The organism is Acinetobacter bereziniae LMG 1003 = CIP 70.12 (genome assembly GCF_000368925.1).
Classification (GTDB): domain Bacteria; phylum Pseudomonadota; class Gammaproteobacteria; order Pseudomonadales; family Moraxellaceae; genus Acinetobacter; species Acinetobacter bereziniae.
This window is the reverse complement of record NZ_KB849756.1, coordinates 2,211,366-2,236,002: the sequence shown is the minus strand read 5'-3', so window position 1 is coordinate 2,236,002 and position 24,637 is coordinate 2,211,366. Positions and strand designations below refer to the sequence as shown.

Annotated in this window: 23 protein-coding genes; 15 read left to right on the top strand and 8 right to left on the bottom strand. The window is 34.6% G+C overall.

Translation table 11 applies throughout. The features are described from left to right. Positions 1-6 precede the first annotated feature (6 nt). The 3 genes from F938_RS20270 to nadC all read right to left on the bottom strand — a co-directional run bounded on the left by F938_RS20270 (position 7) and on the right by nadC (position 4,212). Entirely contained in the window at positions 7-1,881 is a 1,875-nt protein-coding gene (locus F938_RS20270; RefSeq protein WP_005034739.1) for an LTA synthase family protein, read from the bottom strand. A gap of 172 nt (positions 1,882-2,053) precedes the next feature. Continuing rightward, positions 2,054-3,217, bottom strand: coding sequence for a tetratricopeptide repeat protein (locus F938_RS20265; RefSeq protein WP_005034738.1), 1,164 nt, complete (start codon positions 3,215-3,217; stop codon positions 2,054-2,056). A gap of 149 nt (positions 3,218-3,366) precedes the next feature. After that, complete coding sequence (gene nadC / locus F938_RS20260; protein ID WP_005034737.1) at positions 3,367-4,212, bottom strand: carboxylating nicotinate-nucleotide diphosphorylase; 846 nt, start codon at positions 4,210-4,212, stop codon at positions 3,367-3,369. A 153-nt stretch (positions 4,213-4,365) separates the two neighbouring features. Between nadC and ampD the strand changes: the two genes are divergently transcribed. After that, a complete protein-coding gene (ampD, locus tag F938_RS20255; RefSeq protein ID WP_005034734.1) occupies positions 4,366-4,953 on the top strand; it encodes a 1,6-anhydro-N-acetylmuramyl-L-alanine amidase AmpD in 588 nt (195 codons plus the stop codon). A gap of 75 nt (positions 4,954-5,028) precedes the next feature. Continuing rightward, positions 5,029-6,579 carry a murein biosynthesis integral membrane protein MurJ gene (murJ, locus tag F938_RS20250; RefSeq protein ID WP_171067104.1) on the top strand — a complete coding sequence of 517 codons (1,551 nt, stop codon included), beginning with the start codon at positions 5,029-5,031 and terminating at the stop codon, positions 6,577-6,579. A gap of 76 nt (positions 6,580-6,655) precedes the next feature. On the opposite strand, the gene F938_RS20245 is transcribed toward murJ, so the two are convergent. From F938_RS20245 to F938_RS20225, 5 genes are all read right to left on the bottom strand, one after another. Then, positions 6,656-7,345: a BamJ family beta-barrel-assembly machinery protein gene (locus F938_RS20245; RefSeq protein ID WP_005034729.1), complete on the bottom strand. Its 690-nt coding sequence runs from the start codon at positions 7,343-7,345 to the stop codon at positions 6,656-6,658. Positions 7,346-7,392: 47 nt separating this feature from the next. Next, positions 7,393-8,103 (bottom strand): BamJ family beta-barrel-assembly machinery protein, encoded by a 711-nt coding sequence (locus tag F938_RS20240; RefSeq protein WP_005034725.1) that lies wholly within the window; start codon positions 8,101-8,103, stop codon positions 7,393-7,395. A gap of 189 nt (positions 8,104-8,292) precedes the next feature. Continuing rightward, positions 8,293-10,488: a polysaccharide biosynthesis tyrosine autokinase gene (locus F938_RS20235; RefSeq protein ID WP_005034723.1), complete on the bottom strand. Its 2,196-nt coding sequence runs from the start codon at positions 10,486-10,488 to the stop codon at positions 8,293-8,295. A 21-nt stretch (positions 10,489-10,509) separates the two neighbouring features. Beyond that, complete coding sequence (locus tag F938_RS20230; protein WP_005034721.1) at positions 10,510-10,938, bottom strand: low molecular weight protein-tyrosine-phosphatase; 429 nt, start codon at positions 10,936-10,938, stop codon at positions 10,510-10,512. 1 nt (position 10,939) lies between these two features. Continuing rightward, a complete protein-coding gene (locus F938_RS20225) occupies positions 10,940-12,040 on the bottom strand; it encodes a polysaccharide biosynthesis/export family protein (RefSeq protein WP_005034719.1) in 1,101 nt (366 codons plus the stop codon). Positions 12,041-12,429: 389 nt separating this feature from the next. On the opposite strand from F938_RS20225, the gene rfbB reads away from it, so the two are divergent. The 13 genes from rfbB to galU all read left to right on the top strand — a co-directional run bounded on the left by rfbB (position 12,430) and on the right by galU (position 24,634). Next, the gene (gene rfbB / locus F938_RS20220) at positions 12,430-13,500 is read left to right on the top strand and encodes a dTDP-glucose 4,6-dehydratase (protein ID WP_005034717.1); all 1,071 of its coding nucleotides are present in this window, start codon (positions 12,430-12,432) and stop codon (positions 13,498-13,500) included. A 15-nt stretch (positions 13,501-13,515) separates the two neighbouring features. Beyond that, positions 13,516-14,424 carry a dTDP-4-dehydrorhamnose reductase gene (gene rfbD / locus F938_RS20215; RefSeq protein ID WP_010590917.1) on the top strand — a complete coding sequence of 303 codons (909 nt, stop codon included), beginning with the start codon at positions 13,516-13,518 and terminating at the stop codon, positions 14,422-14,424. Continuing rightward, the gene (rfbA, locus tag F938_RS20210; RefSeq protein ID WP_005034713.1) at positions 14,421-15,323 is read left to right on the top strand and encodes a glucose-1-phosphate thymidylyltransferase RfbA; all 903 of its coding nucleotides are present in this window, start codon (positions 14,421-14,423) and stop codon (positions 15,321-15,323) included. Before rfbD ends, rfbA begins: the two co-directional genes overlap by 4 nt. Before the next feature lie 36 nt (positions 15,324-15,359). Then, positions 15,360-15,932: a dTDP-4-dehydrorhamnose 3,5-epimerase gene (gene rfbC, locus F938_RS20205; RefSeq protein ID WP_005034711.1), complete on the top strand. Its 573-nt coding sequence runs from the start codon at positions 15,360-15,362 to the stop codon at positions 15,930-15,932. A gap of 52 nt (positions 15,933-15,984) precedes the next feature. After that, positions 15,985-17,247, top strand: a complete 1,263-nt coding sequence (locus F938_RS20200; protein ID WP_005034708.1) for a flippase — start codon at positions 15,985-15,987, stop codon at positions 17,245-17,247. Next, the gene (gene wecB / locus F938_RS20195) at positions 17,244-18,380 is read left to right on the top strand and encodes a non-hydrolyzing UDP-N-acetylglucosamine 2-epimerase (protein ID WP_005034706.1); all 1,137 of its coding nucleotides are present in this window, start codon (positions 17,244-17,246) and stop codon (positions 18,378-18,380) included. The genes F938_RS20200 and wecB overlap by 4 nt, the downstream gene beginning before the upstream one ends. A gap of 10 nt (positions 18,381-18,390) precedes the next feature. Next, positions 18,391-19,437, top strand: a complete 1,047-nt coding sequence (locus F938_RS20190) for a glycosyltransferase (RefSeq protein ID WP_005034703.1) — start codon at positions 18,391-18,393, stop codon at positions 19,435-19,437. Between the two features lie 95 nt (positions 19,438-19,532). Continuing rightward, the gene (locus F938_RS20185; protein WP_005034701.1) at positions 19,533-20,372 is read left to right on the top strand and encodes a DUF707 domain-containing protein; all 840 of its coding nucleotides are present in this window, start codon (positions 19,533-19,535) and stop codon (positions 20,370-20,372) included. Between the two features lie 27 nt (positions 20,373-20,399). Continuing rightward, complete coding sequence (locus tag F938_RS20180; RefSeq protein ID WP_005034698.1) at positions 20,400-21,443, top strand: EpsG family protein; 1,044 nt, start codon at positions 20,400-20,402, stop codon at positions 21,441-21,443. A 1-nt stretch (position 21,444) separates the two neighbouring features. Then, on the top strand, positions 21,445-22,254 hold the full coding sequence (locus F938_RS20175; protein WP_005034695.1) for a beta-1,6-N-acetylglucosaminyltransferase: 810 nt from the start codon (positions 21,445-21,447) through the stop codon (positions 22,252-22,254). A 12-nt stretch (positions 22,255-22,266) separates the two neighbouring features. Further along, on the top strand, positions 22,267-23,097 hold the full coding sequence (locus F938_RS20170) for a glycosyltransferase (RefSeq protein ID WP_010590919.1): 831 nt from the start codon (positions 22,267-22,269) through the stop codon (positions 23,095-23,097). Positions 23,098-23,113: 16 nt separating this feature from the next. Further along, positions 23,114-23,734, top strand: a complete 621-nt coding sequence (locus tag F938_RS20165) for a sugar transferase (protein WP_005034690.1) — start codon at positions 23,114-23,116, stop codon at positions 23,732-23,734. A 24-nt stretch (positions 23,735-23,758) separates the two neighbouring features. Continuing rightward, the gene (gene galU, locus F938_RS20160) at positions 23,759-24,634 is read left to right on the top strand and encodes a UTP--glucose-1-phosphate uridylyltransferase GalU (protein ID WP_005034689.1); all 876 of its coding nucleotides are present in this window, start codon (positions 23,759-23,761) and stop codon (positions 24,632-24,634) included. The last annotated feature ends 3 nt before the right edge of the window (positions 24,635-24,637 follow it).

The following is a 24,637-nucleotide window of genomic DNA, read 5'->3' as shown; positions in this document are numbered from 1 at the left end:
CAACCATTAGCTTTCAGCTTTCGATTTTAAAATCTGGTAAGTAAAGTTCTTGCCATTCAAGACATCCATATTCATGTCTTTGTACTGCTGTAAAATCTCAGCTTGATTAAATTCACAAGATTTTTGTGTCTGTATACCTGTTTGATGAACAGTGCGATAACAAGAGCTGACATTGTTCACAAAGCGATAATAGGGTGAAAGGGGAACATGTGCTGCTTCAAGCACTTTAGGTGCAAGGAAGTGTGCAGCAACAAAAGGTCCTTTAAATTGCTTTCGGTCAATAGGAAAGTTTGCCCATACAGCAAGTGGTGTTTCAAAGAAACGCACATCTTTCTTTTCAGCTTTTTCTTGTTCAGATTTAAAAAAGCCATATTCATCATATACTTTTTGTAAATTTGGCAAATGATCACCAAAGAATATGACAATCGTAGGACGCTCAAGCTGTTTGACATTTTCAATCAGCATTTTCAATTTATCATCTGCACGCTGCATCCCTGTTAAATAGGTATTCAGTGCACGTTTACTGTTATCGCTGATGCCGTCTTTGGTGATTTTAAAATGGTCTTTACCAAAACGATCATCGCTATACATCGGATGGTTTTCAACACTGATCGCATAGATAAATTGCGGTTTATCTGTATTCTTCAGTTGATTTTCAATACTGCTATAAATCAAATCATCTGTTGCCCAACCTGCAGCATTGATATATTTGGCACGGTCAGCCATGTTGATCATATTTTCAATCGAGGTAAAACGGTTGAAACCTAGATTTTGATAAACAGCGCTACGGTTATAAAAATATTTACCATTATTATGCATAGCTGTTGTTTCATAACCTAAGCTATTTAAATACATCGGCAATGAGTAGGTTGGGCGTTTGAGCTTTGATACATAAGCCAATTCATTGTGATTTAAATAGGTATTTAAACTGGTCAATACTTCAAATTCAACATTGGCAGTACCACCCCCAAAGCTTGGAGAAAGTACAGTAGAAACCTGATTTTTATTGATTGTTGGGGTGATATTCCGAGGAATGCTTTTGTCTAATTTTGTAGCATCCCAATGCGACTCACTCATGACAAAAATAATATTGGGCAGTTGTTGCTGAGACTGATCCTCGGATTCTAGATTCGATGTTGTCGCTTGTTGATTCTCATCCATCATCGGTTGATAAAGCGTCGCCACTTTTTCTTCAGGAATCACTTCAGTTTGGAATATTTTATTGTTTAAGCCATCCACGGTCTTAGAAAAGAAGAATGTTGGAAATCCCAAATATCGAATAGTTAAATGATCACCAATCCAATCACCACGTGTATTGGGTAAGTATTGTGCATACTGACAAATCGAATTTTTTGCAGCATTGGCGCAGGATTCACTAAAATTATTTTTAAAATTAGCAGTAATAAAAAATCCAAGAATCGCAAAAGATAGAATGCTATTGGTTAAGAGTAAGGGTTTACTACCTAATTTTTCTTTACGGTATAAAAATACAAACAATGCAATAAACACCGCGATAGCAGCAAAAACAGCAATTTTTAATAAGATGGGGGAAGCAATAAAGGTTTCTTTAAATAATAAAAAATCACTAGGGACTAAGCTGGCTGAAAGATATTGCTCTTTTTTAATGTTGATAAAACTGAGTAAAAAAATAATAAATTGGCTCAGTAAAATCGTTGCAAAGGTTTTTCTTAAAATTAAATAGAATAAGCTGATGAAAGCATAATTCAGTAAGATAGAAAAAGCATATTTATACAGGCGTGGCTTTAGATAGATGTCACGTAATTGAAAGAAACGCGTGATATCTTCTTGGTATAAGAAAAAAGCAAATACTGATAAAAAAGCGACAAGTAAAAACAAAACTTGTTGTTTCAACGTCTTCATCGGCCTAATTTTAGCAAAGTCTTGGAGAGCCAAAAATTATAGGCTGATTCAGGCAATTATTCTATGTAAAAACTGTCTATTTTGTAAGCAAATTAAACTTTTTAACTAAAATTTTGACTGAGTTAACCAAGATAAAAGCCCAAAGAAATGACTCATTTTTTGGGCTTAAGATTTAACGGCTTACTCGTTGTATTGCTTCATTATAAGTCTCACTTGGCTTGTATTGATTTGCCAATTGATAATGATGTTTGGCTTGGGCAAAATCCTGGTTATTTTCATAGATTTTACCCATATTATAATGAGAATACGCTTTGGTATTGTCATTGGTCGCCAAAGCAATCGCTTTTTGATTTGCCCATAATGCTTCTGAGGCACGATTGAGTTTTTGATAGGCCACGGCAAGATTACTATAGGTTTGGCCAACATTCGGATTGTAGTCAATTGATTGTTGATAGAGCATGGCTGCTTGTTCAATCTGATTATTTTTATAAGCTTTATCTGCATTTAGGTTGAGCGTTTTAGCTCGCTTCTGTGCATCAGTAGAAACAGGAACTATATTTACCCGTGTAGTTTGATTTTGATAATTCGAGATGCTTGAACCAACTTGACTGGCATTCACGGTGGTTCCAGAAATACGGTTGATGTCTTGAATTTCGCCTTCTGGGCTAATTCGGAAGACAGTCCATAAATTCCCGGTTTGACCTGTCGGGATATAATAGGAACGAATCAGCGACTCTCCTGCATAGACCATGACTTTGGCTTGGCTATTGGATAGATTGTTTGTGTTGGGTCGATCACGATCTGAAAAATCATGCACTGAATAAACGTAATATTGACCTTCAAGACGTTGATCAATGGTGACGGTTTCTGGACCATAAGAGTCAGTATCATCGACATCTAGATTTGCTGATAAGCCTTGTTTACTGTCCCAGTAAACATGCTGATTTTTATAACTTAAATGTGAATCAAGATCCAAAGGATTTTTGCCCCAGTTCAGGACAATACGCATACTGTTTAAATCTTTAAGCACAGGGCTGAGTGCATAGGTCATACCATCACATGGGCATTTTGCCACAAGTGTTGAATAACCTGATTTTTTGATAATCAGTAAATTATCAGCGCCGTCTGCACCATTGCTATTGACTGTACTTCGTCCATCGACATTGGTAGAGCTTGAGGCAGAGTGTTCACCATTCTTTTGTAAAATCACTTCGGCATTGGCAATATTTTGATCTTTGACGGTTGCACTTAACACATGAACATTGACGGTGTCTGCATGGCTGAAAATCGGAATCGCTAAAGCGAGGAGTGATGAAGATAGAATATGATTTTTCATTGTTTATCTCTTATCTATACAGATGATTTATTGATTATTTAAAGTATATTGAGCATAAAAGTAGCTGATTATTTATTCACTGATCGTTATATTTTGTAATAAAAAAAGCAGTACCGTGGTACTGCTTGATCAAGAGATATTCCGAGTATTTAGCCATTAAAACGCATTGATAAATCAATAGCTTTAACATCTTTAGTTAAGACACCCATTGAAATATAGTCCACACCGGTTTGCGCCACTTCAGTTAAAGTCTCTAAGGTGATATTGCCTGAAGCCTCTAATTTACAACGTCCCGCAACATGCTTAACTGCATCGATCATTTGCTGTTGGCTAAAGTTATCTAACATCACAATGTCAGCTTGAGCTTCAAGGGCTTGATTCAGTTCATCCCATGTTTCAACTTCAACTTCAACGGGCTTGTTGGGTGCAATTTGACGTGCTTTGGCGATCGCCTGTGCAATTCCACCTGCTGCCATGATATGGTTTTCTTTAATTAAGAAAGCATCAAATAAGCCCAAACGATGATTTTGTCCACCTCCTACACCCACCGCATATTTTTGTGCAATGCGTAAACCGGGTAGGGTTTTGCGTGTATCCAAAAGTTTGGTTGCTGTGCCTTCCAGATATTTTACATATGCTGCAGTTTTAGTTGCGACAGCAGATAAAGTCTGAACAAAATTCAATGCTGGGCGTTCCACTGTCAGTAAACTACGTGCAGAACCTGCCAATTGATAGATCGTTTCATTGGCTTTGACGACATCGCCATCATTTTTCAACCAAGTGATTTTTACTGTTGGATCGTAGGCTTTAATCAAGGCATTCACCCAAGGTTGCCCAGCAAGAACCATGTCTTCACGTGAAATAATCGTTGCTGTTGCTTGCTCATCTTCTGGCGTGAGTAGGGCGGTGATATCCGCATCGCCAATATCTTCTTGGAGTGCTTGTTGAATATTAATTTGAATCGATTGTTCAAGCAAAGCTTCAGGTATGCTCATGGATATCCCTATTGTTGTCGCCCTTAAAAACTGAGCGATATATTAGCATTGTCATTGCAAGTTTGAAGAAGTTTTTATTTTATATGGATGAGAGTACACTAAAATATTGAAATTCGCTTTGTTGAAAATAAACAAGCCCTGTAGGAATAAGATATGCAATCGGCATCAAGGTTTCAGGTCGTAAATGGTCAATTGATTGGCGCAAGACAAGTTCCATCTCCAAATTATAATCAACGTCCCGAAAATACTGAGATTCAGCTGATTGTCATTCATAATATCAGTTTGCCGCCATCACAGTTCGGTGGTGGATATATCGAACAATTTTTTCAAAATCAATTAGATTGGTCAATTCATCCTTATTTTCAAACCATTCAAGGGATGCAAGTTTCTACCCACTTATTGATATTAAGAACAGGCGAGATTATCCAGTTTGTTAATTTTAATGATCGTGCTTGGCATGCAGGACGTTCATCATATTTGGGGAAAGTGGAGTGTAATGACTATTCCATTGGCATTGAATTGGAAGGCAGTGACGATCTCGACTTTGAAGAAGTGCAATATCAACAGCTCGTTGATGTGGTAGCTGCTTTGCAACAAGCTTATCCGAAGACTGATCATCATTTAGCAGGGCATTCAGATATTGCCCCAGGTCGGAAAACAGATCCTGGAACACACTTTGAATGGCAACGTTTTCGGGAAGATTTGACACAGAAAAAATTCAGTATCGAAAAAGATGGCTAAAATAGATTTCTGTTTATGATTTAACAACGCAATTTTGAGAATATTTAATTACAATAGCGACTTTATTTTAACTAGGTGAATACGATGGCGCTGTGGCGATCCACCTTTATTGTTAGTGCAATGACCATGCTGTCTCGAGTCTTGGGTTTGGTACGAGACATGGTCCTACTCAATGTCTTTGGTGCAGGTAAAGATTTTGACACATTCGTTGTTGCCTTTCGTATTCCCAATTTTTTCAGGCGATTATTTGCTGAAGGGGCTTTTTCTCAAGCATTTATTCCAGTCCTCACTGAATATAAAACTACAAAACTGCATGCTGAAGTGCAAATTTTGATTAGTCGAGTGTTTGGTTGTTTGTTAATGGTGATGTCATTATTAACGCTAATCAGTATGATTATTGCACCTGTCATTTTGTATGTTTACGCACCTGGCTTCCACAGTGACCCTGCTAAATTTGACCTTGCTGTCGATATGTTTCGTTTGACGATTCCATATCTGATGTTTATGTCATTGACCGCTTTTGCCAGCAGTATTTTAAACAGTTACGGTTCTTTTGCTTCACCTGCGTTCTCACCTGTGCTGCTCAACGTTGCGATGATTGCAGGGGCTTGGTGGTTAACACCTTATATGGCAGAGCCGATTATGGCCTTAGGTTGGGCTGTGGTTGCAGCAGGGGTTTTACAACTTGCGATACAAATTCCTGAACTTTGGAAGAAAAAATTACTGATTCCACCTAAAGTTGATTTTAAACATGAGGGTGTGGACCGAATCTTAAAGCTGATGTTACCTGCTTTATTTGGGGTCTCGGTGACGCAGATTAACTTGTTACTGAATACAATCTGGGCATCGTTTATGCAAGATGGTTCTGTATCTTGGTTATATAGCGCAGAGCGTATGACTGAATTGCCTCTAGGGCTGATCGGTGTGGCGATTGGTACCGTGATTCTTCCTTCGCTTTCGGTGAGTAAAGCTGAACAAGATCAAGCCAAGTTCCGTAGAATGTTAGATTGGGCTGCACGTGTGATTGTTCTGGTGGGTGTTCCTGCCAGTATTGCATTATTTATGCTGTCTACCCCAATTATTCAAGCACTTTTCCAGCATGGTGCTTTCGATGCACGTGATACACAGATGACTGCATTGGCTTTGCAATGTATGAGTGGCGGTGTATTGGCATTTATGTTGATTAAAGTCTTTGCACCAGGTTTCTATGCGATTCAGGATACCAAAACCCCTGTACGCGTTGGACTAATGGCCGTTGCTGCTAATGCCATTTTAAATATTATCTTTATTGGTATTTTTAAATTAATTAATTGGCAAGCAGAGCATATGGCTTTAGCGATTGCATCATCTGGTTCAGCTTTGGTGAATGCCGGGATGTTGTATTTTTATTTGCATAAAAAAGACATTTTCCGTTTTGGCGCACATTGGAAAAAACTTTTCATTCAGTTTGCGATTGCCAATATCGCCATGATCGCAGCGTTATGGTGCGCTTTAACTTGGTATGATGGTAGCGTTTCTCAATGGATCCGGATTCTTGAAGTAGTGGGTTTATGTCTGGTCGGCGTAATTGCTTATGCTGTTGCTTTACTTGCATCGGGGTTTAGACCAAGACATTTAAAGCATTAACGATAAGATTGATGCTTATTAGAAATAAAAAACATCGCAGATTAAGCGATGTTTTTTAATATTTATACTGAAGAAACTAAGGTAACACTTTCAACAGTTCTACATCAAAGATTAAGGTACTGTCTGGTCCAATCGCATCACCTGCACCCATGTCTCCATAGGCGAGTTTTGCTGGAATAAAGAAGCGATATTTAGCACCTTCTTTCATCAATTGTAACCCTTCAGTCCAGCCTTGAATGACTTGGCTGACTTGGAATTCAACAGCTTCATTGCGTGCAAACGAACTATCAAATACAGTGCCATCCAGTAAGCGACCTTCATAATTGACAGATACTTTAGACTTTGCTGAAGGTGATTTTCCAGTTCCTTGTTGCAAGATACTGTACTGTAAACCACTTGGGCGTGTAATCACCCCTGCTTTTTTTGCATTTTCAGCAAGAAATTTTTCACCGAGTTGCGCATTTTCATCAGCCGCTTTTTTAAATTCTAGTAACTGTTTAGCTTCAGTCTGCTGTTTATATTGCGCTAATGCTTTGGCCATTTCTTCATCGGTCAATGCAGCTTTTTGACCTGTAGATCCTTCTTTAATCCCTTGAATAAAGGCATCTAAATTGATCTGTTTAAGTGTATCAGCATTGCTACGCCCCATGACATAACCATAGCTGTAGCCAAGTTGATCTTGCTGAGTGCTTTTATTGTTAATGGGTGTAGCAAAAGCAACGCTACTTAGTAAACTCATACTGAGTGCAATCAGTGTCTTTTTCATAATTAAAAATCCAAAAAAGGAGAGTAAACCTCTCCTTTTTTTAAACGTTATTTCACTTGAATCAGTTCAACATCAAAAATGAGTGTACTGTTTGGAGGAATCGTTCCAGACACACCTTGCTCACCATACGCCAATTTTGCAGGAATATACAAGGTCGCTTTACCGCCTTCTTTCATCAGTTGTAAACCTTCAGTCCACCCTGGAATCACTTGGTTTAAAGGAAACTCAACGGGTTGACCACGGTCATAAGAGCTATCAAACACTTTACCGTCTAAAAGTTGACCTTTGTAATGCACTGTGACTTGTGAAGTCGCAGATGGCTGTTTGCCTGTGCCTTCTTTGGTGATTTTATATTGCAATCCTGAAGCAGTTGTTTTAACACCTTCTTTCTTTGCATTTTCTGCTAAGAAAGCATCACTTGATGCATTAGACTGTTTCGTTTGTTGCAATTGCTTTTGTTGCATTTCTTTTTGAAACTCAACATAGGCCTTTTGTAGTTCTTCATCGGTATAGGCTCGTTGCTTTTTCGCATGACCATCACGAATACCATTGATAAAGGTATTGACATCAACTTCTGGAGGAGTTTGGCTGGCAACTTCATAACCAAGCGCATAACTGATTTTTTCTACAGGTTTTGCGTCTTTTGACATTGAATGACTACTGTTTACATCAGCAGGGTGTTGAGATGCATAATAAACAGGAACAAGTGCAGCACCACCTAAGATTACAGCGATTGCGATGGGTAAGGCTTTACTCATAAAAATTTCCAAATTTTAATCTTTTAACAAGTTCATTTACAGATGAACATAAACTGCTCAAGCATATAACTTCTTTAGTCTAAACGATATAGTTATCTGAGCTGAACAACTAAAAATATACAGTTATATTGCCCATTGACCCAGCATAAAAAAACCAGAATGAATCTGGCTTTTTTGTCTTATTTAAAATTAATCATCTTTAGTAGATGTATAAGCATAAGCGTAATTATAGCCATAATTACCACCAGCTGTGGCTTGAACATCGTTGAGAATAATCCCATTCACTTTGCTTCCTGCCTGTTCAAAGCGATTCACAGTCAGCTCCAACTCTTTCATCTGTGTTTTGGCATAGCGCGCAACCACCAAGTTGACACCTGCAAATTGTGAAATGATGATACCGTCCGTCACCGCCAAGATCGGTGGTGTATCAATAATAATATGATCATATTGCTGAGACAGTAGTGAAAGCAATTCACTAAAACGCGGTGAACTCAGCATTTCAGCTGCATTACCTTGATTTTTACCACGAGGCAGAAAATCTAGATGACTTACAGTGCTTGAATGGACAATACATTGTTCTAAAGAACTTTGATTGGTTAGATATTCAGTTAAACCTGGCGCCGTATCATGGTCAAAGTATTTATGTAAATAACCACGACGAATATCGGCATCAATCAAAAGGACTTTTTTATTACCTTGCGCAAAAATTGCGGCAAGGTTGGTTGAGATAAAGGATTTACCAATTTCTGGTGCAGGTCCTGAAATCGCAATGATATTATTTTTAGCGTTGTTCAATGCAAAATGGATGGTTGTACGAATACTGCGTAAACTTTCAATTGCAATGTCTTCACTATTCTTAACTGCAAGGATCGGAATCGACTTTTTCTTTTTCAGCAATTGTACTCGGCTTTCCTGAATCGGAGAGCGGGGCACAGTTGCATAAACCGGTAAATCAAGTTCATTTTCGATACGAGAAGAATCTTTAATGCCCGATGCAAGCATATTACGAAGTAGAGCAATCAGTACACCAATAAAACCACCTACAAAAATAGAAAGAATCAGTACAATCAATTTTTTAGGCTTAATTGGTTTTACAGGTTCGACAGCGGTATCAATAATACGGACATTACCAATTTCACCTGCTTTTACAATTTTTAATTGCTGATAGCTGTTTAATAAAGAGGTGTAAAGTTCAGTATTGACTTTAACATCACGATACAGTTGTAAGTACAGACGTTGTGTTTCAGGCAAACGTTTAATCGCTTGATTCAACTCAGTCGATTTTTTTTGAATTGCCGCAAGTTGTGCGTTGATCTCGGTCATCAGCGGATGATCAGGGGTGTATTTGGCCGAGTATTCCGCTTGCTTTTGCTTTAACTCAATACGCATTTTTTCCAATTCAACATTTTGCTTTAACATCAACTCTGATTCTTGAGTGACATCAACGGTGTTGTATTGTTCACGAAATTTATTAAATTTAATTTCGGATTCTTCAAGCTGTTGCTTTAGTTCTGGCAATTGCTGATCAAGGAAACTTAAGGTTTGTTTAGATTCTAGGGTTTTACGTTCAATATTTTGTTGATGGTAAACATTAAGGATATGATTTAACACTTGAGTAATATGTTGCTGATCTCCACCACTGTAACTTAGTCCAATCACCCCCGTCATTTTACCTTTTTCTGCAACAGAATAGCTTTCTTGCATCAGTTTCACAGCAGAAGGAAGTGCAAATTTAGTAATTGTAAAATCTTGCTGGAACGGTGTTGAGCTATTGATTTGGATAGACCACAGACCTTTGCTGTCTTGAGTTTGATTAAGCTGATTAAGAGTGCCTTTAAACACAACTTGATCTTGATAACTTAGATTAAACTGATTTTTATCGATAAAATGTAATGTTAGCTTTTTATCATAATAATATTGTGGAACATCAAACTTTAAAATAGAAAAACTAGATTGATTTTTCTTAAAATCAACAGTTTGAGCAGTATAAGTGAGTTTTGTTTTGTCTTTAGAAATTAATCGATGTAAAAAAGTATCAGCATTGTCTTGGATTTGAATATCTAGATTTAAATCTTTGATGACTTTTCCAAGTACCAGACGTGAATTTAAGATCTCAATTTCAGCATCGGCAGGAGATTTTTGTCCTAAACCGCCCGCTACATCTTTAAGTTCACCCATAAGCGCTGCTGATGCGGCACTTTTACCATCTTCCACTTGTACCATTGCATCTGTGGAGTAAACTGGGGAGGTGACACGTAAATAAAGTAGCGCACAGATCAAACTTAAAATGATACAAAGCGCAATCACTTTCCATTGGGCGATTAAAGAGAAAAACAACTCTTTTAAGTCAATCGTATCATCATTAGTTTTTGAATTTTGATTCATAGGTAAACAACTAATTAAAATTTATAGATGTGATTGCCAATCTTTGGCATAGGCTTGGATATTTTTACATGTTTCATCAAAAAAAGCTTGATCATGTTGGTAAGGATCAGGCACATTTTGACCTTGCCAATGTCCTAGACGAAACACTTTACCTTTAGCAAATGGCCATTTTTGTTCAATATGTTGAGACTGATTTTTACTCATCACCAAGATCAAATCTGCTTTTTTGATTAGTTCTGCATTAATTTGTCGTGCAATATGACTACGCATATCAATACTTAAAGCATCCATACAAGCAATGGCTTTATCATCTGCACTATGTCCAACCATTGCGGAAAGACCAGCAGACTCAATACTTAAATTAGGGTGACTCTGCTTTAAAAAAAACTCTGCCATTGGGCTTCGACAAATATTGCCAATACAGACCACCAGTATATTTTGGATTTGCATCTTATTTACCCAGTTGGTCAAAGCTATATAAAGCACTTGAAAATGGAATAATTTGATTCATGATACGTTGCCAACGGGTTAAACCTGTAGCATCAATATAAACGATATCATTTTTTTGCATAGCAAATTGATTGGCTAAAGCCAAATTACCTAAACTACTTAAGTTAAGATGATAAATAGTCGATTGCTTGGTATTTAAGTCAGTACGCATGACATAAATTCGTGCGGCACTTGCTGAATAAGGACTAATGCCTTCACTTTCACCAAGTACATCACTCAAGGTCATGCCTTGATCACGTAAAGTCAGTGCTTGGCTTCGACTGGACTCACCCATCACATAAAGTTTTTGATCTTGTTTGGTATGGACGAAAATGGTGTCATTCGGTTGAATCAACAACTGATGTAGAGACAGTCCCTGTTTCTCTAACTGAATGGTATTTAAATTATAAGTTTGACCATTTCGAATCAGTTGAATATTTGTGGTATCACCTGTTTTAGTGTCTATACCACCGGCTTGACCTAATGCAGTATAGATACTGATCGGTTGGTCATTTAAAGTATATTGTCCACTACGCATGACTTGACCATTAACAAAATAACGACGCCCTTCATAAGACAGTACACGCACAACCACATCTGGATGTTTTAAATATTTTGCAAACTGATTGTGTAAAAAACGATTAGTTTCCGCTAAAGTTTTGCCTGCAATACGTACAGAACCTACTAAAGGGAGTTGAACATTGCCGTTTGAGTCAATTGGATAGCCTACAGCCTTGATGTTGGTTGCATCTTGAATAGGAGGTGTAATTTCAGGATATGCCCAAAGCTGAATAGAAAGAACATCCCCTGAACTTAAACGATAAGTATTTTGTTGATGATGAAACAATGAAGCAAGGTCGCTAGATTGGGCTTGATTGGTAATATTTAGACTTGGAATGGTGGTTTGGGTTAATTGAACAACTGAGAGTTCTGCACCTTGATCTGTTTTATATTGCCCTTGTTCTGGTAAATCATAGGTTTGAAGCCCTGAAGTGATTGCACAACCAGAAAATGAAATCGATATGGCTAAAATAGTCAACAGTGATGTGTACGGATACTTCACATTCAAAACCCTTATTTTATATTGCGTTGTTACTTAGAATTAAATCTTGAAGATGGATTGTAAGCTAAAAAACACAGGTTGGGTATCTTCTTATATCGCTGTAATTGTATTAAAACCGAAAAAGAACTGTGTTGAGTTGTATCTTTGCAATGATTTTTGAATATAGAAAGAATAAAGTGTCCCATACTAATCTTGAATGGCATGATATAGCGGCTAAATTACTTTGGATAAAAGCTTTTCATATATGATTTTAACTTGAGTTTAGATATAATCTTTACAGTTGTAAATGTGAGTAAAAGCACGCTTTGTGATCATACTTATATTGCATGAGTGAATGATATTGAAATACTTTAACGATATATTTATTAAAACGATTTGCAGGATTTTTTATGAGAGTTTTGGTGACTGGTGGTGCGGGTTTTATTGGATCAGCAGTGGTGCGACATATTATAAAAAACACCCAAAGTGAAGTGCTTAATATAGATAAATTAACCTATGCGGGTAATCTTGAGTCATTAAAAGAAATAGATACAGAACGTCGTTACCAATTCCAACAAATTGATATTTGCGATACAGAAAAATTAACGCAAGCTTTTGAAGTGTTTAAGCCTGATGTAGTCATGCATTTAGCGGCTGAGTCTCATGTGGATCGTTCGATTGATGGGCCAGCAGAGTTTATTAGTACGAATATCGTTGGGACCTATACACTTTTAGAAGTCGCTCGTAAATATTGGTTAACATTGTCCCAAGAACAAAAACAGACCTTTAGATTTCACCATATTTCAACGGATGAAGTATATGGTGATTTGGAAAATACAAGTGATCTTTTTACAGAGACAACCTCATATGCACCAAGCTCACCCTATTCTGCAAGTAAAGCCAGTTCAGATCATTTAGTTCGAGCATGGCAGAGAACTTATGGCTTACCCACCATTGTCACCAATTGCTCCAATAATTATGGTCCTTATCACTTTCCTGAAAAATTGATTCCATTGGTGATTTTAAATGCTTTAGATGGTAAAGCTTTACCTATCTATGGCAAGGGTGATCAAATTCGTGATTGGTTATTTGTCGAAGATCACGCGCGCGCACTCTATAAAGTTGTTACCGAAGGTGTGGTAGGTGAGACTTATAATATTGGTGGACACAATGAAAAACAAAATATTGAAGTGGTCAAAACGATTTGTAAAATTTTGGATGAGTTAAAACCGCAAATAAATAACCGACCTTACGAAACATTGATTACCTTTGTAAAAGATCGTCCTGGGCATGACTTACGTTATGCGATTGATGCAAGTAAGATTAAGCAAGATTTAGGCTGGGTTCCTGAGGAAAGTTTTGAAACAGGCATTCGTAAAACAGTTGAATGGTATTTGTCTAATCAGGATTGGGTTGAAAATGTTCAAAGTGGTGAATATAAAAATTGGGTCAAGCAACAATATCAATCTGAAAATGATTAAGCTTTGAATACTATGATGAAGATTTTATTACTTGGAAAAAATGGGCAGGTTGGCTGGGAGTTGCAACGTGCCTTACAGCCAGTAGGTCTAGTCATTGCTCTTGACCGCACGATTAATAAAAATGGTTTATGTGGCGATCTAGCAAATTTTGATCAAATTAAAAATGTATTTGAAAAAGTTCAACCAGATATCGTAGTCAATGCTGCCGCATATACAGCTGTTGATCAAGCTGAATCAGATCAAGAAAATGCTGATCTGATTAACCATCTTGCTGTTAAAAAACTTGCTGAACTTTGTGTAAAAGAAAAGGCGTTGCTGATCCATTATTCGACGGATTATGTGTTTAATGGTAAGGGAGGAACAGCATGGTCTGAAAATGATCAATCTGAGCCTGTAAATCTTTATGGACAAACTAAACGATTGGGTGAAATTGCTATTGAAAAAAGTGGGTGCGCATATATCAACTTTAGAACATGTTGGGTATATGGCTCACATGGTAATAATTTTATCAAAACCATGTTGAAATTAGCATCAAGTCGTGAAGAGTTAAATATTATCGATGATCAAATAGGTGCTCCAACAGGAGCTGCCTTGATTGCTGATGTTACTTGTCAAGCTTTGAAATATTACTTACTGGCTGGTTTAGATCAACAAAAACAGTTACATGGTCACTATCATCTTGCGCCTACAGGTCAATGTTCATGGTATGAATATGCGCAGTTTATTTTTGATTTTGCAAAACAAAAAGGTCAAAATTTAGTAATTCAAAAAGTCAATCCGATTGAAACATCGGCATATCCAACACCTGCAAGACGTCCATTAAATTCGCGTTTAAATACCATGAAACTACAAACAAATTTTAAAATACATCTACCCGAATGGAAGTTAGGTGTAGCACAAGTTTTAGAGGAAATAATTAAATGAGCCAAATAAAACGTAAAGGTATTATTCTTGCTGGTGGGTCTGGAACACGTTTGTATCCGATCACAATGGGTACATCAAAACAGCTCCTTCCAATTTATGATAAACCGATGATTTACTATCCCTTATCAGTGTTGATGTTGGCTGGAATTAATGAAGTTCTTATTATTTCAACACCAGAAGATTTACCTAATTTTGAAAAGTTATTAGGTACGGGAGAAGAGTTGGGAATAACACTTTCTTATAAAGTACAGCCTTCACCAGACGGCTTAGCTCAGGCTTTTATTTTAGGTGAAGATTTCATTGGTAATGACAATGTTTGTCTTATCCTCGGAGATAATATCTTTTATGGACAAAGCTTTGGAGCACAGTTAAAACGGGCTTCTGAACGACAAACTGGGGCAACTGTGTTTGGATATTATGTTAATGATCCTGAACGTTTTGGTGTGGTTGACTTTGACTCAACCGGCAAAGCGCTAAGCATAGAAGAAAAACCAAAACAACCTAAATCAAATTATGCAGTTACTGGACTTTATTTTTATGACAATAAGGTGGTTGAAATTGCAAAAAATATTAAACCATCACATCGTGGTGAGTTAGAGATAACTGATGTAAATAATGTCTATTTACAACAAGAAGGGCTCAATGTTGAACTACTTGGTCGAGGATTTGCTTGGTTGGATACAGGTACACATGAGTCGTTACTTGAAGCAAGTCAATTTGTTCAAACAGTTGAGCATCGCCAAGGACTGAAAATTGCGTGCTTAGAAGAAATTGCTTTTAATAATGGTTGGATTGATGCTGAACAGTTATTCAATAGAGCAACTTTTTTTAAGAAGACAGGTTATGGTCAATATTTGTTAAAATTGTACCAAGAACACCAAAAGAAATCAAAAGATTAATTTGTAATCAAGCTTAAAGCCTGGGTAGAGAACTAAATGAATGTAATTGAAACAAAAATTAAAGGCCTTTTAATACTTGAACCTAAAGTGTTTGGGGATGACCGTGGTTGGTTTATGGAAAGCTTTAATCAGAAAGCTTTTGAACTCATACTCCAAGAGCGCGGTTTAAATATTCCTCAGTTTGTTCAAGACAATCATTCTTTATCTCAAAAAGGTGTATTGAGAGGTCTTCATTATCAACTTGACCCATATGCACAGGGTAAGCTTGTACGGGTAGTTCAAGGGCGTGCTTGGGATGTGGCTGTTGATATTCGAGAAGGCTCAGAAACGTATGGGCAATGGGTTGGTGTTGAACTTTCGGGTGAAAATCATAAGCAATTTTGGATTCCTGAAGGTTTTGCACATGGTTTTATTGCATTAGAGGACAATACTCAATTTTTATATAAAACCACAAATTATTATAATAAAAAAAGTGAGAGAGGAATTGTATGGAATGATCCAGCTATTGCGATTGAATGGCCAATAGGTGACATTGATAATATTTTAGTAAGTAATAAGGATGCCGAGGTATCTACACTTAATATTATGAAAGGATTAAGATTAAGTTAGTTGCTTTTAAAATCATATTAAACATGTAAAGAGATTGAGATGAGTTACAACGTTGTTAGCTAAATTTAATAAATTAATACATAACGAAGAGAAAAGAAGATTTTTAGGTAACTTCTTTTCCCTAGCAATGTTGCAGGGTCTAAACTATATTTTACCCCTTTTGACCCTACCATATCTTGTGCGAGTTTTAGGTGCGGAAAACTTTGGTTTATTAGCTTTTGCAACAGCAATAATAGGTTATTTTATTGTTTTAACGGATTATGGTTTCAACTTTACTGCAACAAGAGAAGTTACACTTCATCGCGATGACAAAGATAAATTAAGTGAAATTTTTAGTTCAGTAATGACTATAAAATTTATACTTTTTATTGTTTCATTATTTATACTTACAATTTTAATTATAATATTTAATAAGTTTAGTGTTGACCCTTGGTTATACTATCTAACATTTGGAACAGTACTAGGGCAAATTCTATTTCCTGTATGGTTTTTTCAGGGTATAGAGCAAATGCGCTATATTACTATTATAAACATCATATCCAAAGTATTTTTTACTATTACTATTTTTATTTTGGTTAAACAGAGTTCTGATTATTTATTGGTTCCATTATTGACTTCACTTGGAGCGATATGTGCAGGAATTTATTCTTTATTTTTGGTTTATAAAAAGTTTGATATTGAATTCAAGATTCAAAAAATAAATATTGTGATCAGTTATTTGCAGGGTGGATCAAATTTATTTTATACATCATTACTTGGAAATTTACTAATCTCATCTGGAACAGTTGTTTTGTCTTTTGTATCAACAAACACAATAGTTGGATATTATTCGGCAGCGGAAAGATTATTTAGAGCAATAGTGGGTTTATTTGCCCCAATTACACAAGCACTTTATCCTATAAGTTGTAGAAAAGTTATGTATGAAGAAACAGCAAGATTATATATAAGAAAAGTCGCTTTAATTATTGGTGGAATGGCACTATTTATAGGAGTAACAGTTGCTATTTTTTCCGAAAAAATAATCGCCTTGGTGTACGGTATAGCCTTTCAGCCTTATAGCTATATTTTGGCAGTTATGATGATATGGTTGTTTTTTGGAGTGATCAATAACATTATTGGCATACAATATTTATCTGCGTCAAGAAAAGATAAATTTTATACATTTTCATTCATTGTGGCTGGACTGATTACAGTATTCTTGAATTTAGTATTAATTCCACATTTATTGATCAATGGTGTGATAGTTTCAATGATTGTAGGTGAAGTGCTTCTAACTATTTGTATGTTGGCATTGATTTATAGGTTTAAATTATGAAAAAGATTCTCATTGTTTTTGGTACACGCCCAGAAGCGATTAAAATGGCTCCATTAGTTAAAGAGTTCAAAAAAAATAATAATTTTGAAACGAAAGTTTGTGTGACTGCTCAGCATAGACAAATGTTGGATCAAGTCTTAGAGATTTTTGATATTGTTCCTGAGTATGATTTGAATATCATGAAAAAAGGTCAGGATCTGTATGATATTACAGCAAATGTTTTAGTAGGAATAAGAGAGGTTTTAGGGGATTTCAAGCCAGATATAGTATTTGTGCATGGCGATACCTCTACAACATTTTCAACTAGTTTAGCAGCTTTCTACTCTAAGATTAAAGTTGGTCATATTGAAGCAGGTTTAAGAACTTTTGACATTTATTCTCCATGGCCCGAGGAGGGAAATCGCCAATTGACAGGAGTTTTATCAACTTACCATTTTGCGCCGACTTTACAAAGTAAAAATAATCTATTAAGAGAAGGGAAACAAAATGAAAATATTTATGTGACAGGAAATACTGTTATTGATGCTTTGAAATATGTCTTGCGAAGAATTGAACATCAACCAACTTTAAAGCAGAAAATTAAATCAAATATTTGCAATCAATATAGATTAGATGAAACACGAAAGATTATTTTAGTCACAGGACATAGGCGTGAAAATTTTGGTCAAGGGTTTGTTAATATTTGTGAAGGTTTAAAGGAATTAGCCCAGAATAATCCTAATATTGATATTGTATATCCGGTCCATTTAAATCCAAATGTTCAAAAACCTGTCAATGAAATTTTATCTGATATTGAAAATATTTATTTGATTAAACCATTACAGTATGAAGAGTTCATTTTTCTAATGAATCAAGCATATTTTATTATTACGGATAGTGGTGGTATTCAAGAGGAAGCTCCATCACTTGGAAAACCAGTGTTAGTGATGCGTGATACGACTGAACGTCCAGAAGCACTTGAAGCTGGCACAGTTAAATTGATAGGTTGTGATAAAGTAACTTTAGTGATTGAAGCCCAAAAACTACTTCATGACAATGAGGAATATGAAAAAATGGCACGTGCTTATAATCCATATGGTGATGGGAATTCATGTTCTAGAATCGTCGAAATTTATACAGAATTAAGTAAATGAGATTAGTGCCGTGATATTATTTCTAAGTAAATTTCCACAAACTGAATCAGAATATCGTGATGGTTTTTTTCAGAGGGTAGCGAGTATCGATCAGTTTTATCAAAAAGATGAGCGAATTTATTTAGATATAAGTTTGTTTCATAATTGGAAAAAAAAAGCTTCAAAAAATGGCTTAAGAATAGATGTTTCTTGTAATATATTGTTGCACTTTTTTTATATACTAAATTGTTTTAATAAATCTTCATTTGTATATATACAATCAATTTATAATGCAATATATTCTATTTTTTTTATTTTAATATTTAATAAGTTCTTTGTTCTAGATCTTCATGGAGTTGTTCCTGAAGAGTTAATGATGAAGAATAAGAAAATTCATACATTAGTTGCTGGATTTATAGAGCGTGTATTGTTTAAAAAGATAAACGTGTGTATTGCTGTAACTAATAAAATGGTGACACATTATAAGAAAAAATATCCATCAAGTAGTTGTCAATTTATTGTATATGCAATTATTCCTAGTCATTTAAAGAGAAAAGAAATTAATGATAATGATTATTTGTCTGATAAGATAGAAATAATATACAGTGGAAATACACAAATTTGGCAAAATATAGATCTTATGCTTGAAGCGATAAAGAAGAATTTAGATGATAAGTTTAGATTTACAATATTGACTGGAGAGCCTAATCAGATTTTAAAAAAATTAAAAGAGTTTCAGATAGACCATAACCAATTATTAGTAAAATCAGTAAAACCTAATGAATTGGAAGATTACTATAGGAAAAGCCATTATGGTTTTGTTTTAAGAAATGATATTTTAGTGAATCAAGTAGCTTGTCCGACAAAAATTATTGAATATTTAACCTACGGTATTATACCTATCGTACTCTCAGAAAAAATAGGTGATTTTGAGGATTATGGCTATGAATATATCATGTTGGATGAATTGAATAATCAATTACCTTTACGAAAAAGTATGAAGAACTTAGCAGTTATTCAAGAGATATTTGATAAAAATGATTACGATCTAAAAGCTGAGATCTATAAATTTTTTTAAATATTAATTGTATGAGAACGATTTTATGTGATTTTTTATCATGATATAATATTAATTCATCTTTTTGAATTAAAATTTGATGTTAGGTAGGTTTTATGAGTTTGTCGATAAGATTGTTTAATAAAATACATCATTTTATTTTAGGTTTGAATAGGATTAATAAACAAAAAAAATTCTTGACAAATGAGGTTCCTAAAAAGTTTGTGATAGACTCATCTATTGGGAAAAAGAAAATTTTACTCATAGGCATTTATTTAACAGATTATCCAAACCAAGCTATTCATTTGATGGAGCAATTTTCTAAATCAAATGAGCATACTGTTGATCAAAAATGGGTCGCAATTGGTGGTAATGAAGTTCCAGAAGAGTTGAAATCATCGACAATTTTACATTTGAAAGAAAAAACACCGAAATTTAAACTTTTAAATCAAATTTTTTCAGGTATTAAGCTAAATACATATGATTATTTGATAGTTACTGATGATGATATTGTTGTTCATGATCAGTTTTTAGATGTGTATATTGATATAGTGGATAGATATAACCTAAAAATTGCTCAACCTTCTAGGACAAGGCATAGCTTTAATATTCATAAAATTGTTTTACAAAATAGAAATACCATTGCAAGAGTTACTAATTTTGTAGAAATTGGTCCTATTTTTTCATTTCATTCCTCAATATTTCAATATGTTCTACCATTTCCTGACGGTGCTGAAATGGGATGGGGATTAGATTATATTTGGCCGAAAATCGCTGAAAAATATAAATTTAAAATAGGTATTGTTGATGAAGTTGCTGTAGATCATAGCTATAGACCTCAAAGCAAAACTTATTCTAATCATAAGAGTTTTGATGAGATGAATAAACTTTTATGCCAATATAATCATAATTATGAAGAAAGGAAAAAGACAATTGAAAAAATTCTTTTTAAATAAGCTGAAATTATTGTGAGTACTCTATAAATGCTATTAATTCGTAGGCATAGACTATTATTAATTTCTTTCATCTTCTTAGCTTTTATTGTCACTTTTCGCGGTAAAACTAGGGATACAATAGTTTATAAATATGTATATGAAAATTTAGAGTATATGAATTTAGGTTCAGTTAGTGGATTTTATTCAAACTCAGGTATGGAAATAGGTTATGGGTATTTAAGCTATATAGTTTCTATTTTGTTTGATGATTATCGTGTGGTTTTTTTTATAATTTCTTTTTCAATTTTATATTGTTTGTATAAGGTGTCATTGTATCTTAGGATTAATATAATAGTATTTTTTTTAGTATATATAACGAATTATTACTTTGTCATGCAACAGTTTATGCAAATAAGACAAGGGCTTTCAACGGCACTTGTTTTCTATGGAGCATTACTTTTTTTTAATAAAAAGTATTACTCTAGTTTAGGGTTGTTTATTATAGCCTGCTTATTTCATCAAACAGCTTTTGCATTTGTTTTCTTTTTTATTGGATATTTACTGACAAAATCTTTTTTTGAAAGATATAGAGGTAATTTATTGGTTTATATAAGCATAATTATAGGTGTTATTCTAGTTTGTAAGTCTATATTGTTTATTATTCCGGATTATTTTGTACGTGTAGCATCTTATACAGATAGTGATTATTCGGAGGTTTTAAGCCCTTTCCGTTTAACCTCATTAAGATTCTATTTATTATTCATTTTTTTCCAAATATTTCTTTGTTTTTTCTTTAAAAATAAACCCCAAGATAATTTGTATAAAAATGAAAGTCTTTTTCTAGTTTTTTTGTTAGTGACCTATGCTGTAGGATTGGGTATTCGTATAGGATTCAATGATTTTGCAATTTTAAGCACCCGTCTCTCAGAGTTTTTTTTGTTTGCTGAGATTTTTTTAACTAGTTTTATTTTTTCATATAAAAGAACGGATATAAAGTTTTTAATTTTGTTTGTACTTTATTTGATTGCTCAGATTTTTATTTTAGTAAATCAACTTGATTATGTATTTATTGATTATTTTAAGGAAATCTAGTATGTTAGCTAAAAATGCTTTCTTGGTTCTTGCCCATAAGCCAATCGAACATATTTATAATTATGCAAAAGAACGTCATGATTCTAATTTTTATATACATATTGATAAAAAAACTGATATTAAATTAATTAAAACTAAAGAGCTAAATAATGTCTTTTTTTTAAATGAAAATGAGAGGGTTGATATAACATGGGCTGGCTTTTCTATGGTGAAGGCGACTTTAAATTTAATTAATTTTGCTCTAAGGCATGATCAAGAAAATTCCTTTTTTCATTTAATTAGTGGTGATGATGTAATTCTTGGAAAAAAATTAGAGTGGAATAATTCAGATATTTATATTGAATGTCATGTTTCCAAAAAACATCAATATAGAATGCGTTTTAATATGCTGCATGCAGATACGAAATATCAGCGAACATTATTAGGAAAATTAATAACACAGTTTTATAAGAAATTGGATAGTATATTGCCAACGAGTGAAACTTTCTATTTTGGAAGTCAATGGTTTTCGATTCGCAGAAATGAATTGCAAATATTAACTGCGTCTATTACCACAGAGGATCTAGAATACTTTAGAAAGAAACTTTGCCCTGATGAACATTTTTTTCAATATTTAATTGCAAAAAATGAAATGCTACATAAGGTTTCTAGTTTTGGTAATAAACGTTTTATTAAATTTGATATTAATTTTCAACATGGATCTAGTCCAATATTTTTAACTGTAAGGCAGTTGATGGAAGCCCAAAAAGAAAATTATTGGTTTGCAAGAAAAGTCGAATTTCAAGAAATGCAAAAATTTTCTCTAAATTAAATGAAGTACAGTATGGAATTTTCATTATTATTATCACTTTACTTTAAGGAAAGCCCTGTATCTTTAAATCAGTGCTTTCAAAGCGTTTGGACTAATCAAAAAACTCATCCCAACGAAATAGTTTTAGTATTAGATGGTCCAATTGGAGATGAGTTAATACAATGTCTTTTATTTTGGCAAAGAGAACTTGGTAATATTTTAAAAGTTATTGCGCTAGAGCAAAACATTGGTCTTGGTAGAGCTTTAAACGAAGGCTTAAAGCATTGTTCAAATGAATGGGTTCTTCGTATGGATACAGATGATATTTGTACTCCTGATCGATTTGAAAAGCAGATTGAATTTATAAATAATAATCCAAATGTTGTTTTGTTTGGTGGACAAGTTTTAGAGTTTGAAAATGAACCAAATGATTCTCAAGCTTTAAAAGCTGTACCAACATCAAATGACGAAATTCAAAAATTTGCGCAAAAGCGTTGTCCTTTCAATCATATGACTGTAGCATATAAGAAGTCTATAATCAATGAATTAGGTGGGTATCAACATCATTTATATATGGAAGATTACAATCTCTGGTTACGTGTCATTGGTGCTGGTTATGTGGTAGCAAATTTGCCTGATATTGTACTTTATGCGCGTGTAGGTAATGGTATGCATGCACGTCGTAAAGGTTTAGAATATATTAAAAGTGAAAAACAATTACTAAATTTAAAAAAACAACTTAAGTTGCAGAATCCAATTCATGCTAATATGCTATTTTTAATAAGATCAGCATTTAGGCTGATACCTAGTTCACTGTTAGGAAAAATTTATAATACTTTTCTGCGGAAAAAAGTTAAAAAATAGAGTGGTAAATTAAGTAATGAAACGATTGGTAGATATAGTTATATCATTGACGGCATTAATAATTTTGTCGCCTATTTTTTTATTTGTTGCCTACAAAGTGCGCAAAAACCTAGGCTCTCCGATCTTTTTCTATCAAGAACGCCCAGGTAAGAACGGTAAACTTTTTAAAATGATGAAGTTTCGTTCGATGAAAGATGCAAATGATGCTCATGGTAACCCATTACCTGATGAGCAACGTATCACGCCTTTTGGACAAAAACTACGCTCAACCAGTTTAGATGAAATGCCTCAACTGATTAATGTGCTCAAAGGGGATATGAGCGTCGTTGGTCCTAGACCAATGCTGAAAGAGTTTGTTGAACTTTACTCACCTGAACAAGCACGTCGTTTAGAAGTTCGTCCTGGTATGACAGGACTTGCTCAAATTAGTGGTCGTAATGAATTGGACTATGAAGAACGTTTTAAATGCGATGTTTGGTATGTCGACAACCAAAGCTTATTAGTCGATTTTAAAATTATGTTTAAAACTGTTTCTGTTATGACCAATCGTGAGGGGATTAATGCTCCTGGTCATGTTGGTCCTTCTCTTTTTAAAGGGAATGAAACAGAAGCAAAAAATGATGAAGTAAAGTCTTAAGTTAATATATTGAAGTTTTAAGTTATGATCAAAAAAGCCATTCTCCCTGTTGCTGGTTTAGGAACACGTTTTTTACCTGCAAGCAAATCTATTCCTAAAGAAATGGTGACTGTGGTTGATCGCCCTGCCATTGAGTATGTGGTCAAAGAAGCTGTGGCAGCAGGTATTGAACAAATTATTTTGGTGACGCATTCTTCAAAAGCATCTATAGAAAATTATTTTGATCGTAATTTTGAGCTTGAAACAACATTAGAAAACAAGAAAAAAATAGATTTACTCAAAGAAATTACTGAAATTTTACCGAGCAATGTCAGCGTGGTTAGCGTCAGACAGCCTCAACCATTGGGTTTAGGTCACGCTGTGTTATGTGCAAAATCTGTAGTTGGTGATGAAGATTTTGCTGTGTTATTACCAGATGTGTTAGTCAAAGAAAATAGCGCTGAAAATGATCTTGCACGTATGATTCAACGCTTTAACTCATCGAAAGCATCACAAATTATGGTTGAAGCTGTGCCTGATCATTTGGTAGATCAATATGGTATTGTAGATGTTGAAGCCTCGCCTGAAGAAGGTGAAAGTGTTGTGATGCAAGGTATTGTAGAGAAGCCTGCAGTTGGTACTGCACCTTCAAATCTATCTGTTGTGGGACGTTATGTACTGCCTGCTAAAATTATGCAGTTACTTGAACAAACGCCAAAAGGTGCAGGAAACGAAATCCAACTGACCGATGCGATCGCAGCATTACAAAAAATAGAAAATGTAGAAGCCTATCGAATGAAAGGTCAAACTTTTGATTGTGGTAGTAAAATTGGTTATTTAAAAGCTGTATTGCACTATGGTGTAGAACATCCAAAACTCGGTGACGAATTCAAACAACTCATCAAAGAACTGAATTTATAAAAT

Bases quoted from the DNA above. Each gene is read 5' to 3' on its own strand.
- F938_RS20230 (WP_005034721.1), bottom strand. From the start codon at position 10,938: ATGCAAATCCAAAATATACTGGTGGTCTGTATTGGCAATATTTGTCGA.
- F938_RS20170 (WP_010590919.1), top strand. From the start codon at position 22,267: ATGGAATTTTCATTATTATTATCACTTTACTTTAAGGAAAGCCCTGTA.
- F938_RS20185 (WP_005034701.1), top strand. From the start codon at position 19,533: ATGAGTTTGTCGATAAGATTGTTTAATAAAATACATCATTTTATTTTA.
- rfbD (WP_010590917.1), top strand. From the start codon at position 13,516: ATGAAGATTTTATTACTTGGAAAAAATGGGCAGGTTGGCTGGGAGTTG.
- F938_RS20270 (WP_005034739.1), bottom strand. From the start codon at position 1,881: ATGAAGACGTTGAAACAACAAGTTTTGTTTTTACTTGTCGCTTTTTTA.
- rfbA (WP_005034713.1), top strand. From the start codon at position 14,421: ATGAGCCAAATAAAACGTAAAGGTATTATTCTTGCTGGTGGGTCTGGA.
- galU (WP_005034689.1), top strand. From the start codon at position 23,759: ATGATCAAAAAAGCCATTCTCCCTGTTGCTGGTTTAGGAACACGTTTT.
- F938_RS20240 (WP_005034725.1), bottom strand. From the start codon at position 8,103: ATGAGTAAAGCCTTACCCATCGCAATCGCTGTAATCTTAGGTGGTGCT.
- nadC (WP_005034737.1), bottom strand. From the start codon at position 4,212: ATGAGCATACCTGAAGCTTTGCTTGAACAATCGATTCAAATTAATATT.
- wecB (WP_005034706.1), top strand. From the start codon at position 17,244: ATGAAAAAGATTCTCATTGTTTTTGGTACACGCCCAGAAGCGATTAAA.
- F938_RS20265 (WP_005034738.1), bottom strand. From the start codon at position 3,217: ATGAAAAATCATATTCTATCTTCATCACTCCTCGCTTTAGCGATTCCG.
- F938_RS20235 (WP_005034723.1), bottom strand. From the start codon at position 10,488: ATGAATCAAAATTCAAAAACTAATGATGATACGATTGACTTAAAAGAG.
- F938_RS20180 (WP_005034698.1), top strand. From the start codon at position 20,400: ATGCTATTAATTCGTAGGCATAGACTATTATTAATTTCTTTCATCTTC.
- rfbB (WP_005034717.1), top strand. From the start codon at position 12,430: ATGAGAGTTTTGGTGACTGGTGGTGCGGGTTTTATTGGATCAGCAGTG.
- ampD (WP_005034734.1), top strand. From the start codon at position 4,366: ATGCAATCGGCATCAAGGTTTCAGGTCGTAAATGGTCAATTGATTGGC.
- F938_RS20165 (WP_005034690.1), top strand. From the start codon at position 23,114: ATGAAACGATTGGTAGATATAGTTATATCATTGACGGCATTAATAATT.
- F938_RS20245 (WP_005034729.1), bottom strand. From the start codon at position 7,345: ATGAAAAAGACACTGATTGCACTCAGTATGAGTTTACTAAGTAGCGTT.
- F938_RS20175 (WP_005034695.1), top strand. From the start codon at position 21,445: ATGTTAGCTAAAAATGCTTTCTTGGTTCTTGCCCATAAGCCAATCGAA.
- rfbC (WP_005034711.1), top strand. From the start codon at position 15,360: ATGAATGTAATTGAAACAAAAATTAAAGGCCTTTTAATACTTGAACCT.